We start from the raw sequence: 16,298 nt of genomic DNA, 5'->3' as shown, positions 1-16,298 counted from the left end.
GATTTCTAACGGCGATTACACAGATACACCAACCATGTGCAGGATGATAGGCATCACAGATTATAGTTATCACGTACACAAAACTTTCCTTGAGGGTTTCTTTGAGCTTGCCAAAAGAGGCAAAGTCCCTCCTCATAACAAGCCTTTCCATCTTGACGGCTGGGGCATAGGATACTACAAAAACGGCAGGGCAGGTGTTATTAAAAGTGCAAAATCTGTTTTAAAGGAAAAAGACAGGTTTTTTAATGCGTTAAGAAAAATAAACCGTTCAAAGATACTGATCGTACACCTGCGAAAATCGGCATGGAAGAACACAAACCTTGTAAAAAACACGCACCCGTTCAAGTTCAATAACGTTATATTCTGCCATAACGGTACTGTGCTTGATTACAAACCTCTCATAAAAGAAATTAAAAATGAACTTGGGCCGGGGAAGGGCGCGCTTGATTCGGAAGTTTTGTTCAAATATGCACTAAGCCAGAAAGGGAACGGCATAAAAACAAAATTTAAAAAAACATTCAAAGACATAGAAAAGAGTTTAAAACACACCTCGCTTACATCTCTTTTTAGCGACGGTAAAAACCTCTACGCATACCTGGAGTTTACAAAACTGCCAGCTTACTATACTCTTTTCATGAGTGAATACAAAAACTCGTCCATTGTGTGTTCTGAACCCCCCGTAAAAAACCTTAAATGGAAATTGCTGCAAAAAAGAAAAATAACAGCGATATAAAAAGTTAAGCCGCCATTGGCGGCCTAACTTAATTGTAAAATTAAAATTGCAAAATGCAAAATTGCTGTATCCCGCCAAGGCGGGATTTATTTATAAAGTCCGCCAGAGCGGACACCTTAATTTTGAATTTTTCATTTATCATTTTGCATTTTCCGTATAACCGCTAATCACCGAAAGAAATCCCGAGCTGCCTTGCAGAAGTTATAGTATCGCAGTCAACAGGCACATTCTTCATCTTGCTTATAGCCTCTTTTAAAGGCACTGCCTCCATACCCGGAGGTATCGAAGCCACCATAACGCCGAATTTGCCTTCTTTTATGAACCGTACGGCACACGCGCCAAAGCGGGTGGCTAAAAGCCTGTCAAATGTGGTAGGATGGCCGCCTCTCTGCAGGTGGCCCAGAGACAAAGACCTTGATTCATGCCCGGTCCTTTTTTCTATTTCCTTTGATACCCAGTCTGATATACCGCCCAATACAGGGTGTTCTTTGCCGGCTTCTTTTGCCTGCTTTACGAACATGTCCCCGCCTTTAAGTTTTGCACCTTCGGCTACAACAACAATGGCAAAATTAGTATTATTTTTATATCTTTTTTCTACCGCCTGGCAGACCTTATCTATTTCAAAAGGTATTTCAGGAATAAGTATCACATCGGCTCCTCCGGACACGCCTGAATTAAGGGCTATCCAGCCTGCATACCTTCCCATTGTTTCAACGACCATTACCCTCCTGTGACTCTCGGCCGTTGAATGAAGCTTATCAAGAGCATCAGTCGCATTTGAGACCGCGGTATCGAACCCGAAGGTAATTACTGTCGAAGACAGGTCATTATCTATCGTTTTTGGGACACCCACTATAGGGATCCCTTTATCTACGAACTTGCATGCTATGCCGAGGGTCCCATCGCCGCCTATCGCTACAAGGGCGTCAAGACCGAGTTGTTTAAAATTCTTAACCACCTCATCGGAACTGTCATACTCTTCAATGCTGTCTCCGACCTTTTTCTTTGAAATGAACGGATTTCCCCTGTTGGTAGTCCCGAGTATAGTGCCGCCGAGATTTAATATCCCTCTTATATTAGCCGGGCCTATTTTTTCTATTTTGGACAGGTCAAGCAGCCCTTCAAAACCTTCCCGTACGCCGATTACCTCCCAGCCGAGATTAAAAGCGCTTTTTACGACAGCCCGAATAACCGCATTAAGACCGGGACAGTCGCCTCCGCCCGTTAAAACACCGATCCTTTTAATTTCCTTTTTAGGCATAATTTTCTCCTTTTACGAAAAAGTTCTCTCAGGCAATATACCGACTAAAAAATTATACTATTTAATGTCTTTGTTTTCAACCTGGTTGATCTTTTAATATTGCAGCAATTCAAAAGGTATCCTGCCAAAATTCTTTTTTAAATTGCATACTTTTTCTATATCCCCGGACAATATCATCTTTCTGTAAGCGACCATTTTTCTTCCGTTCCATATTTCATCAAGACTTTCTTTGTTTAGATTGCCTGTTGTCACGCTGCACAAACAATGGGCAGCGGGTTTTACATCGCCCTGTATGTCTAAAACCAGGCTTGTCCAGGGGGCATAGCATTTGGAATTCTTAATTTTACGAGCTTGAATGTTCCCGCCTATTTGATAACAACTGTTATTTGCTGACGGCCGGTTCAAATAGTCATCGGGCGCATCCCTGGTAAACCTTATATTATATTTTTTACAGTTTCTTTCCACGTTTTTGAGTGACTTGTTTATCGAAGCCAGGATATCGCCGTCCAACCCTGCAATATCTTCTTTGCTTTTCCATAAAGCTATCAGGAAATTCAGGTTAGAAATGCCGTATTTCCCTGCAAACTCAGCAAAACTTTCCAGCTGGCGGTAATTAGATTTGATCACCACTACGTTCATGCTCATTTTATAACCCGGATTTATTTCTTTTTTAAGCGCATTTATCATATTAAGTTTTTCTATCAGGACATCGAATTTTGCACCGCGCCTTATAGCTTCATAGACTTCTTTAGTTGTGCCGTCTATCGAGATTTCAAGCCATATATTATTCTTGATTATCCTGGCTGCCGTTTCTTCATCTAACAACAGCCCGTTGGTAGTAACAGTCTGTTTTACCGGGTATTTTATTGTTTCATCGAGCAATTCATTAAAACCGCGGTACAAAAATACTTCACCGCCCAGCCACGCTATCCTTTCCAGATAAGGCAGCGCACCGATTATCTCGTCTTTTACCTTCTCTGATATTTCACGTACCACAGACCTGTCCATAACGCACATTTTGCAGTTCAAGTTACAGCGATTTGTTACAGTAATACTCAATTTCCTGACCCTTGAAGCGAGCTTTGTTTTATTATGAGCTATTTCAATTTCGTTTGTCAGGATGTTTTTAAAGGAGGTGTTATCCGGAGAATTCAGCTTTAAGGCATTTTCAAATATTTGTATGGCTTTGGACCGGCCGCCAGTCTTATCCCATTCCGAGGCTAATTGCAATATTTGACCCAACATTTCATTGTCGGTATTCCTGTCCTTTTCTTCTGATCTCATTACCTTATAAAGCTCCTTTATTGCTTTATCATAGTCAAGGGCCAGCATGTAGAATTTACTTAAGGCCAGATGATAAAGGCAGTTTTTATCATCAAGGGTTATTGCTTTTTTTATTTCCTTTTCTGCCAGACCATACTTGCGCTGTTCAATATGTATCCCTGTCTTTAAATAGGATATTTCCTGCCTGATCTCCTTGGAGGGAGCGCCTGACTCCGTTAATAAGCCCAGTTCTTTTAAAGCCTCTTCATACCCCCCTTGCTCCTTATAAAGTTTAGCCAATAATAAATGAGCCTTTATATTTGGCTTGTCTATCTTTAATGCCTTATTCAGTTCTTTTAGGCTTAATTCATATTCTTTCTGCTTGAAATAGACAAGTGCTCTTTCACAATACTCCCCGGCTTTTATCCCTTTATCACCTTTGTTTGTTTCTGCCACTTTGCCTAACAGCTTTAACGCATCTTCATAGCTTCCGTGATTTTCATAAACTATAGCTAATAATAACTGCGCATTTATGTTAGCTGGGCCTAGTTCCAGGGTTTTTATTAATTCTTCTATACTTAGATCATATTTCTTTTGTGCGAAATATATCTGCCCCTTTTCGTAATGGACTTGCTCTTCTATTCCTTTATCTCCTCTGTTTATTTCCTGGGCTTTTTTCAATTGGCTTAGGGCCTCTTCATGCCTGCCCCTGCTTTTATACGCTTTCCCCGCCAGCAGATATGCATGGATAAACTGGGGGTTTATTTTTATTTCTTTTAGAAACTCATCTATAGCCTGGACGTATTCATGCTCTTCATAATATACCTTGCCGATCTCAAAGTGTACGTTCTTTTGATCAGGGTCTTCAGCTAATGCCTTTTTAAAGTTCATTAAGGCTTTTTTGTAATCTTTCTTGGAAGCAAACGATTTTCCTGTTCCTAAATAATCCTTCACCTGCAAATCACCTCAATTTTTTTTACGTCCATTAAAATACTTTGAAAATCCAATCCCTCTGATAATTACCGTGGCCCGCCGAAAAGCAGCAGCGATGCGCTGAATAGGTGCGTTTAGCGCTGGTACGCTTTGCACAGGCGGGGTATTTACCGGCCTTTGCATGTTGTTGAGTTTTCAGGGCAAGTTTCAAGCCTGAATTAAATCTAATAATCCAATAGTTCAAAAGGAAACTTTTTATATATTTTATTCAGGTTACAATATTTTGCCATAGCTCCGGACAATATGCTTTTTCGGTACTTCACTATTTTTCTGCCGTTCCAGATATCTTCAAGGCTCTCTTCGTTCAAATCACCTATTATCTTCTTACAAAAGCAATGGGTGGTAGGTTTTACACTCCCGTCAACCGCCACAGTCAGGCATTTCCAGGGAGCATAGCATTTAAATGCTTGATCCGGTTCCGGAAGGTTTCCTGTCACAGCATGATGATCCGTCTCAATGATACCTGTATTGCTTACTAATAGATTATCCGGTGAATTATTGGTATAGGAGATGTTATATTTCCGGCAGAGCTCTTTCACATTTTTTATGGATTTTACTATATCCGACAAGGTGCTGCTATCAAGGCGGGAAATATCTTCCCTATTCTTCATGAAAGAGGTCAATAAATTTATGGAGAATATATCGTATTTTTTTGCAAACTCAACAAATTTCTCCAGCTGATGATAATTCGATTTAACAACTACTACATTTATGGCGATCCGGTATTTCGGGTTTATTTCTTTTTTGATTTTATTTATCATATTAAGTTTATCTATAAGTAAATCATATTTTGCACCTTGCCTTATATTTTCATACACCGCTTTAGTTATACCGTCAATTGAGATTGTCAGCCTTATGTTGTTTTTTATTATTTTAGTTATTTTATTTGCATCTAAGAGCATGCCGTTGGTGGTAATAGTCTGCTTTGTGGAATATTTTATCGCTTCATCAAGTAATTCATTAAAACCGGGATACAGAAATACTTCCCCGCCTGTCCAGGACACCCTTTCCAGGTAAGGCAGCGCCTTAATTACTTCAATTTTAACTTTTTGGGATATCTCCTGCCCTGAGGACCTGTTCACAACACACATTTTACAATTCAGGTTACATTTATGAGTTAACGTGACACTTAGATTCCTTATTTTTGAAGATATCTTTGTTTTATTCTGCGCTATTTCGATTTCATTTGTTAATGCATTTTTTATGGGAAGATGATCTGACAGGTCCAGGTTCAATGCATTTTCAGATATCTGTACCGCTTTTGCGCGGTCGCCAGATAAATTGCATTGCCTGGCAAGCTGTAATATCTGGTCAAACATCTCAGCATCCGTATTCCTGCCCCTTGCCTCCGATATAATCACCTTATTAAGTTCATTTATTGCTTTATCATATTCCTGGGTTAACCTGTAGAATTTACTTAACCTCAGGTGATAAAGGCCGTTCTTGTCATCAGGGACAAGTGCTTTTTTTATTTCGTTCCCTGCCAGGTTATACTTGTTTTGTTCTATATATATCTCTGTCTTTAAAGAGGATATCTCCTGTTTTGTATGTATATCTGTTTCTTTTAAACCTGTCAGAATGTCAAATTCATTTAAAGCCTCTTCGTAATTCTTTTGGTCTTTGTATATCTTAGCCAACAATAAACGCGCCTTTATATTTGACCTGTCCAGTTTTAACGCTTTGTTCAGCTCTTTCAGGCTTAACTCATACCTTTGCTGCTTAAAATATACATGTGCTCTTTCACAATGCTCCTGAGCTTTTATACCTTTATCTCTTTTGTTCTCTCCTGCTGCTTTGTCTAACTGAATTAAGGCATCTTCATATAGGCCGTGATTTTCATAGACTATCGCCAATAACAGCCGGGCATTTATATGGCTGGGATCTAATTCCACGGCCCTTTTTAATTCCTCTATGCTCAGGCCATATTTCTTTTGGCTGAAATATATCTGGCCTTTTTCATAATGCACCCTATTGTCTATCTCTTTATTCCCGTTGCTCGTTTCTTCGGCCTTTTCTAACAGTATCAAAGCTTCTTCGTACCTGTTCTTATTTTTATACAGTACCGCTAATAATAACTGTGCATTTACGTGGCATGGGTTTGATTCTAAGGCCTTTTCTAATTCAATTACGCTCAGGTCATATTTCTCTTGCCCGTAGTATATCAGCCCTCTTTCATAATGTATCTGTCCTTGCGCCTCTTTATCTTTTTTGTTTATTTCCCCGGCCTCTTCTAACTGTCTTAAAGCTTCCTGGTCCATGCCTTTATTTCTATAGGCGTTTACCAATAACAAATGAGCATTTAGGTGAATCGGATTTAATTTCAAGACCGTTTTTAATTCTTTTATGCCCGGGCCGTATTCCTTCAGGCTGAGGTATACATGCCCCATCTCATAAGGGGCTATCTCTTCTGTCTCTTTATCTCCCCTGCTCAGGCCTTTGGCCTTTCTAAACCGGCTTAAAGCTTTTTTAAATTCGCCCTTGCTTACATAGGCTTTCCCCATCAACAGATATGGAAGAATGAACTTCGGATTTATTTCTGTTTCTTTTAAAAACTCATCTATCGCCAGGTCATATTTATGCTCTTCATAATATATCTTGCCTATCTCAAAGTGTACGCACTTTTGACCAGGATCAACAGCCAAAGCTTTTTTGAAATTCATTAAGGCTTTTTTATAATTTTTCTCAAGAGTAAATGCTTTTCCTGTTTCTAAATAATTTTCCATTTTGATAGATAATTATAACAATAAAATCTATATATCCGGTTTTATTATACTATTATTTTATTGATTTGTTAAATAAGGTGATTTGCGGAGCAAATCAGGTGATTTTCTTGAAGATTTACCATTTGGGGCATTTGCCTATGAATGTTTCATACGTTTTTGGCGAGATCGGAAATGATTTGTGAATTTGATTTTTCTTTAGCTTCTGAGGGGCATTATGCATGGTTTTATTGTATTCTACAAGGACCTTGTGGCATGCCTGTCTCATGCAGTTGTGATTTCTCTTTGCGATATTATATATCTCTCTGCACCCTTTCATCAAAGAACCGGAGACTTCATGGATATTTTCAAGTAAGTTATCCTTGTATTTCCCTCTGGGGTCTAGGCTTCTATACATACCCTTGCATTTATTGTTCAGGCTTCTTTTTATTTCGCCCATATCTTCCCTTCCTCTATTTATGGTTTCATTAAAAGCCCTGACATCTTTTTGTATATTGGGGCTGACCGGGCTTAAATAGAGGAATGTATCCATTTTCCTTAACCCGTCCCTGGCTTCCTGCATACTGCGTTCCCAGGAAAAATAAATAGCCTGCATTTTTTCACAATTTGTTTCACACTTTCTCAGGATCTGGGGCGGTGTCCGGAACATGGCATAAAGTTCTTTTTTTATACGGTTTGAAGTCGCATTCAATAAATACAGAAAAGGATCGCTCCTGTCCGCCTGCGGGTTATTAACGGGATTTGAGACAATTGCTTGAAGCATAGCAGCAGGTTCTTGTTTCTTTTTCTTTGTATTAAGCTTTGCTAATGTTTTCATTGACTTGCTCCCATGGAATCGTTGTCCCCCGCATAATTAAAAACATGACAGAACCTTTTTTGCAGGATGATAAGAAAGGGGGTTTTTGTAGAAATTGTATCTGGAAAGTACATCCGATTTCTATCTTCTATTTATATTATACTCTTTATTTGACATAATAGCAAACGATCTTGGATTAATTAAATGAAATATGATAAATTATATTAGTTCGGAGTTCGTAGTAAAACCAAAACCTTAAATTCAAAGTCTAGAGTCTCTGACTCACTCCGAACTCCAGACTCCGAACTAAGAAACTATAAAGGGGTTAACATGTTTTTGCCTACAACTAAAGAAGAGATGGAAAAATTCGGCTGGGACAAGCTTGATATCATTCTTGTCACAGGAGACACCTATATCGACAGCTCATATATTGGTGTTGCCGTAATCGCCAACCTCCTGTTCGAGAAAGGCTACAGGATAGGCATTATAGCGCAGCCGGATGTTACGAGCGGCCCGGAAATAACAAGATTGGGTGAGCCGGAACTTTTCTGGGGTGTCAGCGCAGGTTCGGTGGATTCCATGGTAGCGAACTATACGGTTTCAAAAAAAAGGCGGAAATTCGACGATTTTACTCCCGGCGGTGAAAATACAAAAAGGCCTGACAAAGCTGCAATAGTCTACTCCAACCTTATTAAAAGATACTTTAAGAATACAAAACCGATTATTTTAGGCGGTATTGAAGCAAGCTTAAGAAGGATCGCTCATTATGACTACTGGACTGATTCTGTAAAACGCTCCATCCTTTTTGACGCAAAAGCAGATATCCTGGTTTACGGCATGGGTGAAAAAAGCACCCTGGAGCTGGCCTCAAGGTTAAAAGAAGGTAAAAGTTATGAGGATATTAAAGGTATTTGCTATATTTCAAAAGAATGCGTAAACGATTACATTGTCCTTCCGCCTTATGAAACGGTTAAAACCAATAACGCAGAGTTTATCACCATGTTCAAAGCTTTTTACGAGAACAACGACGCCTTTACTGCCAAAGGCCTGTGCCAGAAACAGGACACAAGGTTCTTAATACAAAACCCGCCAAGCCTTCCTTTGACGCAGGAAGAGCTTGATGAAATATCCGGCCTGCCGTATGAACGGGATGTGCACCCTTATTACAGGGCAGGCGGCCCTACAAAAGCTCTTGAGACTATAAGGTTTTCTGTAGCAACTCATAGGGGCTGTTACGGCGAATGCAATTTCTGCTCTATCGCTGTCCATCAAGGAAGGACGGTTACATCCAGGAGCGAAGGATCTGTCTTAAAAGAAGTTTATGAGATCACAAAACTTACTGGATTTAAGGGGTATTTAAGCGATGTCGGCGGCCCGACCGCGAATATGTACATGATAGAATGCAAGGCCAAGCAGGAAAAAGGAAGCTGTAAAGGGAAACGCTGCCTTTTTCCAACAATCTGCAGCCGGATGCCAATAAATCACGGGCCGCAGTTAAACCTTTTAAATAAAATCATGAATATCGAAGGGATCAAAAAAGTTTTTGTGGCTTCAGGCATACGCTGTGATATGGTCATAAACGATAAAACCTGCGGAAAGAAATATATAGAACAATTGGTGAATAACCATATTTCAGGCCAGCTTAAGCTTGCACCCGAGCATATTGCTAAAGGGGTCTTAGATCTTATGGGCAAACCCGGCGTAGATTCCTTAAAAACCTTCAGGGATGAGTTCAACAAATTAAATATGCAAAAAAGCGAATACTCGCCTAAACAGTATCTCACCTATTATCTTATCGCAGCCCATCCCGGGTGTACATTAAAAGAAATGTTCGATCTAAAGGAATATACAAGAAGAGAGTTAAAGATAACTCCCGAACAAGTGCAGGTTTTTACTCCGCTTCCTTCAACCTATTCCACCTGTATTTATCATACGGGTATAGACCCGTACAGCGGTAAAGAAGTTTTTGTGGAAAAAGACCTTGGAAAGCGGGAATCCCAAAAAGCAGTTGTGGTGGGAAGAGAACATTACAAAAGACGAAAATAGAACAATCCAACTTAAATGCAAAATGAAAATTGCAAAATGCAAAATTATAGTATCCCGCTCCGGCAGGCAATGAGTTTTTCACTGCTCCTTGAGTATCCTGTCTTTCAGCAACAGGGCAGCAACAATGCTTATAGTGCCTCCAACAACCAGGGAAACCTGAACTCCGAACCTGTGAGCCAGAGAACCGGCCATTAAACTTCCTATCGGAGCAAACCCCATAAATGCCATTATAAAAAAACCCATGACCCTGCCGCGCATTTCATCCGTTACGGTAAGCTGAATAAATGTATTTGTGAATGACATCTGTAGAACCAGGAAAAAACCTATCGCTACCAAAAGAAGTAAGGCTACCGCTTTTAATTCTATCAGGCCGAAGGCGATGACAAAAAACGAAAAATATAAAGCAGAAAAATAAATAGTCCTTTCGAGTTTCTCTATGGATTTTCTTGCTGCGACTATCATAGTGCCTGAAAGCGCACCTATCCCCATAGCCGACATAAAAATACCGAGCCCCGATGCATTCATTTTATAAATATCCTTTACTATTATAGGCATAAGAGCCATAGGAAAAATGCCGGTCATGCCTGTAATGGCAAGAAGGAACAAAAGAGCATATATGTTTTTTGAGCGCCGGATGTATTTGTAACCCGAAACAAACTTGCTTAGGATCCCTTGATCATTGTTGGAACTTAGATCGGGTATGGGTTTTATCAATACTACTGCAATAAAAACTGCAATGTAGCTTACCCCATTCAAGATAAAACATATCCCTTCTCCGGCAGAAGCTATCAATATACCTGCCAAAGCAGGCCCTATTATGCGTGCACTGTTAAAAATGAAGGAGTTTAAACCTATAGCATTCATAAGGTCCTCTTTGCCTACCAGTTGAACTACGAACGCCTGCCTTACCGGCATATCGAACGCGCTTACTATCCCCATGAAAGCAACAAGTACAAATATATGCCAGAGCTGTATATGCCCGGTCAGAACCAGAATCCCCATGACAAAAGCCTGCAGCATCGCAAGCGACTGGGTCAACATAAGGAGTTTTTTTCTGTCGTAGTGGTCTGCGACCGTGCCTGCTAAAGGTGAAAGGACAAGTACAAAGACCTGGGCCAAAAACCCCACTACCCCTAAAAGAAAAGCAGAGTTCGTAAGCCTGTAAACAAGCCACGGCCCTGCTGTCATCTGGAGCCAAATACCGATAGTTGATATCACCTGTCCAATAAAAAAAAGCCTATAGTTTTTATGGCGTAACGACCTGAAAAGTTCGTTCATGGTTTTATGCTCATTCTGCGGCGGAGCCTCTCCGGCAGGAGCCGGAGGTTTCTTCAATACCGCTGCCTGAATTTAATGCAAATTGAAAATTGCAAATTATGGTATCCCGCCAAGGCGGGATTAATTATAAAATAGTCCCGCAAAGCGGGACACCTTAATTTTAAGTTTTTCATTTTGCATTTTCTTAACAATTAGTCCTCCCTTTCCATTATTTCAATAAGGTGGTAACCGAACTGGGTTTTTACGGGGCCGTGAATCTTGCCGATTTCTTCTTTAAAAACGACTTCATCGAATGCCTTTACCATCTCGCCTTGGCAAAATTCGCCCAGATACCCGCCCTGTTTACCTGAAGGGCATTTTGAATGTTTCTTTGCAATTGCCGCAAAATCGCTCCCTTTCATTATTTGAGCTTTGAGGTTCTTGCATTCTTCTTCGTTTAAAACCAAAATGTGCCGTGCTTTTGCTGTAGACATGTTCCTCCCGTTTTAACATAGTGTTATTAAACGCTATTTATTTTTCCTAAACTGTCTTCCTACCTCCGTCTTTTATTATTTATCTTTTTTACGCCTATTACCAAATCTACAATATGAAAACCTTTTAACATAGTACTTTCGTTTTTCCATTAATAATTCAATCCTTTTTGTTCTAATTGTTATCGGATTTATCAGGCAGGATCAACTATTTTGAACAATAGAGTACATTTCCCTTAATGATGTCATCCATGAACTTGTAAACAAGGGCAATTGTTATCTGTTCCACCTGACTTTTTGGGTCCGGCACTTTGCCTACCAGTATATCGCGGCAGTGTCTATTCTTCGCTTTGTTTCGGTATCAAGCATTATTTCAACCTTTTAATTGAGTTATGCGACAGGAGCGAGCGCATTTGGGCAATAGCTACTTCATTTAATTTTAGTATTCTCTGCGATGAATCCATACCCTGGCGTATAAGAACTGAGTTTATGCTTTCAAGGTTGCTGAGCACCACTAATTGTTCCATTGTTGCATAATCGCGTATATTGCCGTCTTTACTTGGGTTTTCTGCGCGCCACACAGCTGCGGTTTTGCCGAAAAGAGCAACATTTAGCAGGTCTGCTTCTGATGCGTAAACTATGGTTATTTGTTGTTTGCTTAATTCTTTTGGCATAAGATTCTCTTTGATTGCATCTGTATGAATGGTATAGTTAATTTTGGCAAGAGTCCGCTGAAGGTTCCATCCCAGATTTTTTGCGGATATTTCTTCATCCTTTAACCGCTGGAATTCTTTAATAAGATAAAGCTTGAACTCTACTGAAACCCATGAAGCAAATTCAAAAGCTATATCTTTATGGGCATAAGTACCGCCATATCTTCCGGATTTTGAAATAAGGCCGCGTGCGCCTGTTTTTTCTATCCACTGTTTTGCGGTAAGAACAAAACTATTAATTCCAGCCTGTTTTCTAAACCCCTCGAATTCGGTGGGTTTAAAAAATGGGTTATTAAGCTGTTCCCATATACCAAGAAACTCTATTGTATTGCGGTTTCTAAGCCAATTTTGAATTATGTAGTCGGTTCGTTCTGAATCCTTATAGCGCGCGATATCTGTAAGGCAAATATAATCATCCCGTTCTTTTGAATAGAAAGAAACAACGGTATCTAATACTTTAATTTGGCTCATTTTTTGCACCTTCCTTATTCATGCGATAAACCTGTTAAGTGAAACAAAGTCTTTTACATATTCCAGTATAGCTTTTCGTAGTTCGGGTGAAAGTTTTTTGAAAGATTCGCCGAATGGTGTAACATTTAAGTAAGCAAAATTACCATTCTCAATAATCTCCCTGAATTCGGTGTCAACAATGTAGGCTTTAAACATGGTTTTTGCGTAATCAAAGTACTCTTCTTTTGGCAGGTAACGGCTGTCAAATTTATCAAACTCTTCATCCAGCAGCTCGTTCTTAGATCCTTCTACTGTTTCAGGTGAAGGGAGCCTGCTTAAGACATTTGGATTGCCTCGTTCTATATCCCAAAAATAATGAATATTTCCATTAGATAAAATAACAAATCGGCAGTTTTGTGAAAGCGCATATTTGCAGGCCTGTTCTTTGCCAAAAAGAGGATTCTTATCTTCTGCTTTTGCTTCTAAAATAATAAACGGAAAACCCTTTTCGTCCAACAGAAGAAAATCAATATAACCATTTTTTACTTTATCAAAATCTTCCCCCATATCATTGAGGATAGATTCTGTTATTTTGATATTGTTTTCAAGAATTATAGTGGCTTTGCCTTCATGAGAATCAAAAAATCTCCAACCAGCATCTTCAAGAAGTTTATTTATTTTAAGTCGCGCTTTTGCTTCTTTTGCCATATTTAAATACCTCTTGTCACTATATAATTATACCATATCTTATTGGTAGATTTATTATCAGGATCATTTCTTTCTATCCCCTACGACGGGATCATGTCGCATGTATTAAATTCCTCGAACTATTCAGCATTCACTATTTACTATTCACTGACTTTAATTAATTCCATTTCTTGCTTCTTTCTACTGCATCTTTCCACTTTTGATAATAAATTTCCGCTTTCTTTTTATCCATTACAGGTATGAATTTTCTTTCAGTATTCCTTATATTTACCAAGTCTTTTCTGTCCCAGAAACCTGAGCCTATGGCACTGATACCTGCGGCACCAAGCGCCGTGAGCTCTAAAGCTTTCGGCCGTTCAACAGGCAAAGAAAGTATGTCCGCCTGAAACTGCATAAGAAAATTGTTAGCACATGCGCCCCCATCAACCCTCAAAACCTTAAAATCATCTTTGAGATCTTTTTTCATTGTTTCCATTACGTCTTTAGCCTGATATGCAAGAGATTCTACAACAGCCCTTACTATATTTGCCCTGCTTGATTTACGAGTAAGCCCGATAAGGAGCCCTCTGGCATCCGGGTCCCAGTAGGGAGCCCCAAGACCTTGAAAAGCCGGGACAAAATAAACCCCTTCGTTATCGTTCAAAGACCCTGCTGTCTCTTCGGTCTCGGAAGCAGAACTTATTATCTTTAAATTATCCCTTAACCACTGAATAGACGCCCCTCCCATGAACACGCTTCCTTCAAGGGCATAACTGGCAGTTTTTCCGGTCTTCCAGGCAACGGTCGTTATCAAGGAACCGCTTTTAACAAGCTTTTCTTTAGTGCCGGTAAGAATAAATATCCCTGTCCCGTAAGTAGCTTTGATCAAGCCGTCTTCCCAGCCGCAATGAGCGAACAAAGATGCCTGCTGGTCTCCCAATATGCCGTGTATGGGAATTTCTGCTCCGGTTATTTTGGTATCGGTAAATCCAAAAAGCGAATCTGAGTCTTTAACCTCAGGCAGGATATTTTTTGGCACATTAAATATCTTTAGCAGTTCATCGTCAAACTCAAGGGTTTTTATGTTGAATAAAAGCGTTCTTGAGGCATTGCTCGGCTCTGTTGCATGAACTTTCTTTCCGGTCAAATTCCACAATATCCAGGTTTCCGGGGTGCCGAACAACAGCTCTCCTTTCAGTGCCTTTTCTTTTACGCCCCCGACATTGTCAAATATCCATTTAATCTTTGTCGCCGAGAAATACGGGTCAAGGAACAAACCGGTTTTATGCTTTATAACTTTCTTATGTTCTTTTAAGCTGCTGCAGATACCTTCAGTCCTTCTGCACTGCCATACTATAGCGTTATAGACAGGCCTGCCTGTGTTTTTATCCCAGATAATAGTTGTTTCTCTCTGGTTCGTAATGCCGATAGAATCTATATTTGCCGCACCTGCGGTATTAATGACATCTTTTAATGTTTTTATACAGGTATCAAGTATGTCCATAGGGTTATGTTCGACCCATCCCGGGTTTGGAAATATTTGAGGGAACTCATAATAAGACTTTGCAGCTATTGCGCCCGTTTTTGAAAATGCTATAGCCCTGTTCCCCGTTGTACCCAAGTCTAATGCAACTACAACTTTTTCTTTCATGCTTTGCCCCACATTCTTTTGATCTTCTAACCTGATAAGCTGTTTTTGTGCTGCCATTGCTTTTATTATTATCTAGAGTTTATATCATTTTATGAAAACGTTGTAAATTTTAGTTTACATTGGCGAAGCATATTATAAAAATTGCACCGGAAAATTCAGAAAAGAATAGTGGTTTTTTGAGGTTTACCGGGAGGTATCTGTGTAATCGTAGTTTGTAATCTGTGTAATCCCGCTTTGCGGGATTAGTTTTTCAGCAGACCCTAACACTACTTCGTTAAGTGAGGTTTGTCATTGCGAGCCGGAGACGAAGCAATCTCGGCGTTTTGGAGATTGCCACGTCGCTTCGCTCCTCGCAAAGACACCGAAGAAAAAAGACTGTCGTGGAACGTTCGACTTAACGAAGTAATGCTAAGCTGCGCTGGCAATCGCCAGAACGCCTTTTAAAGCTCCCTGTGCTGCAGGAGCCGTCATAGTTTTTATATCGTTTAACAAGTCGGGCACTAAGCTGCCATAGACCAGGAGGCTGTTCATTATAGCTTCCGCAGTTTGTGAATCATAAAGAATACCTTGCATAAGCTCCTGATGCAGGCTCTTACGGCTCTCCGGGCTGGCGTACAGGTCGCTTCCTTCACCCTCAAAATTAAACTTATGCTCCGGGTCCTGGAGAAGCACTTGTAACGCCGCTAACATAAATGCCTGTTTTGTCTGTTCATTCTCAAACTCCATGGCTTTGAGTTTAGGATATTTCTGTCTAAGGACTTCCCAGCCAAGAGGCACCAGAGCCCCGTGTATGTACTCAAAAGCCTGGCTGCACAGTTCAGCTTTTTCTGCATCGCTTGCAGCATTAACCTGCTCAACAAAGCGGCCGGCTTCAGCCATAAACTCATTCCATGCCTTCTGCTGGGCTGGATCAATAAATGTTTCAGCTTCAAGTAATTTAACCGTTGCAGGAAATAATGCCGTTTTATCCGCCGCAGGTTCACCGGCTTTTTTCAGGTTGTATATAAGTTGTATAAATACCGGTTCACTAAGCTCCAGGACCGGGGTTTTTCCTTTCTTAAAAGCAAGCATGCCTTTTTCTTTTGTGCTCGGCTCACGCAGGTTCAAAGTTTTACGTATACTCTCAATAATCTCTATACCCGCCAGGTCCTGCGGCATTGCTTCTAACGTAGGGAGATTGCTTGGCACTACGATCCTTGAAGCGCCGCAGCTTAAGATCGAATCCAATGCTTGAAGT

At 40.2% G+C, this 16,298-nt stretch carries 11 protein-coding genes and 1 pseudogene; 2 read left to right on the top strand and 10 right to left on the bottom strand.

Features of this window, described 5'->3' with window-relative positions; genetic code table 11:
* The first annotated feature begins 34 nt into the window (after window positions 1-34).
* Window positions 35-733: a class II glutamine amidotransferase gene (locus tag LHV68_00060; GenBank protein ID MCB4790261.1), complete on the top strand. Its 699-nt coding sequence runs from the start codon at window positions 35-37 to the stop codon at window positions 731-733.
* A gap of 163 nt (window positions 734-896) precedes the next feature.
* Here LHV68_00060 and LHV68_00055 read toward each other — a convergent pair whose 3' ends face one another.
* The 4 genes from LHV68_00055 to LHV68_00040 form a co-directional block, all read right to left on the bottom strand.
* Window positions 897-1,994: a 6-phosphofructokinase gene (locus tag LHV68_00055; protein MCB4790260.1), complete on the bottom strand. Its 1,098-nt coding sequence runs from the start codon at window positions 1,992-1,994 to the stop codon at window positions 897-899.
* A 93-nt stretch (window positions 1,995-2,087) separates the two neighbouring features.
* Window positions 2,088-4,211, bottom strand: coding sequence for a tetratricopeptide repeat protein (locus tag LHV68_00050; protein ID MCB4790259.1), 2,124 nt, complete (start codon window positions 4,209-4,211; stop codon window positions 2,088-2,090).
* A 203-nt stretch (window positions 4,212-4,414) separates the two neighbouring features.
* A complete protein-coding gene (locus tag LHV68_00045; GenBank protein MCB4790258.1) occupies window positions 4,415-6,973 on the bottom strand; it encodes a tetratricopeptide repeat protein in 2,559 nt (852 codons plus the stop codon).
* A 115-nt stretch (window positions 6,974-7,088) separates the two neighbouring features.
* Entirely contained in the window at window positions 7,089-7,787 is a 699-nt protein-coding gene (locus tag LHV68_00040) for a hypothetical protein (GenBank protein ID MCB4790257.1), read from the bottom strand.
* A gap of 309 nt (window positions 7,788-8,096) precedes the next feature.
* Here LHV68_00040 and LHV68_00035 point away from each other — a divergent pair, with 309 nt between their 5' ends.
* The gene (locus LHV68_00035; GenBank protein MCB4790256.1) at window positions 8,097-9,812 is read left to right on the top strand and encodes a YgiQ family radical SAM protein; all 1,716 of its coding nucleotides are present in this window, start codon (window positions 8,097-8,099) and stop codon (window positions 9,810-9,812) included.
* A 78-nt stretch (window positions 9,813-9,890) separates the two neighbouring features.
* Here LHV68_00035 and LHV68_00030 read toward each other — a convergent pair whose 3' ends face one another.
* The 6 genes and pseudogenes from LHV68_00030 to LHV68_00005 form a co-directional block, all read right to left on the bottom strand.
* A complete protein-coding gene (locus tag LHV68_00030) occupies window positions 9,891-11,147 on the bottom strand; it encodes an MFS transporter (GenBank protein ID MCB4790255.1) in 1,257 nt (418 codons plus the stop codon).
* A 134-nt stretch (window positions 11,148-11,281) separates the two neighbouring features.
* A complete protein-coding gene (locus tag LHV68_00025; protein ID MCB4790254.1) occupies window positions 11,282-11,563 on the bottom strand; it encodes a peptidylprolyl isomerase in 282 nt (93 codons plus the stop codon).
* A 365-nt stretch (window positions 11,564-11,928) separates the two neighbouring features.
* Window positions 11,929-12,744, bottom strand: a complete 816-nt coding sequence (locus LHV68_00020) for a KilA-N domain-containing protein (GenBank protein MCB4790253.1) — start codon at window positions 12,742-12,744, stop codon at window positions 11,929-11,931.
* Window positions 12,745-13,026: 282 nt separating this feature from the next.
* Window positions 13,027-13,431 (bottom strand): annotated as a pseudogene (locus LHV68_00015) (type I restriction enzyme HsdR N-terminal domain-containing protein).
* 157 nt (window positions 13,432-13,588) lie between these two features.
* Window positions 13,589-15,061: a glycerol kinase GlpK gene (gene glpK, locus LHV68_00010; protein MCB4790252.1), complete on the bottom strand. Its 1,473-nt coding sequence runs from the start codon at window positions 15,059-15,061 to the stop codon at window positions 13,589-13,591.
* Between the two features lie 408 nt (window positions 15,062-15,469).
* A partial coding sequence (locus LHV68_00005) for a hypothetical protein (protein ID MCB4790251.1) occupies window positions 15,470-16,298 on the bottom strand: 829 nt, incomplete at its 5' end.

It is taken from the genome of Candidatus Liberimonas magnetica (assembly GCA_020523885.1).
GTDB classification, from domain to species: domain Bacteria; phylum Elusimicrobiota; class Endomicrobiia; order Endomicrobiales; family JAFGIL01; genus Liberimonas; species Liberimonas magnetica.
The sequence above is the reverse complement of the archived record's forward strand: the minus strand, read 5'-3'. Positions and strand labels throughout refer to the sequence as shown.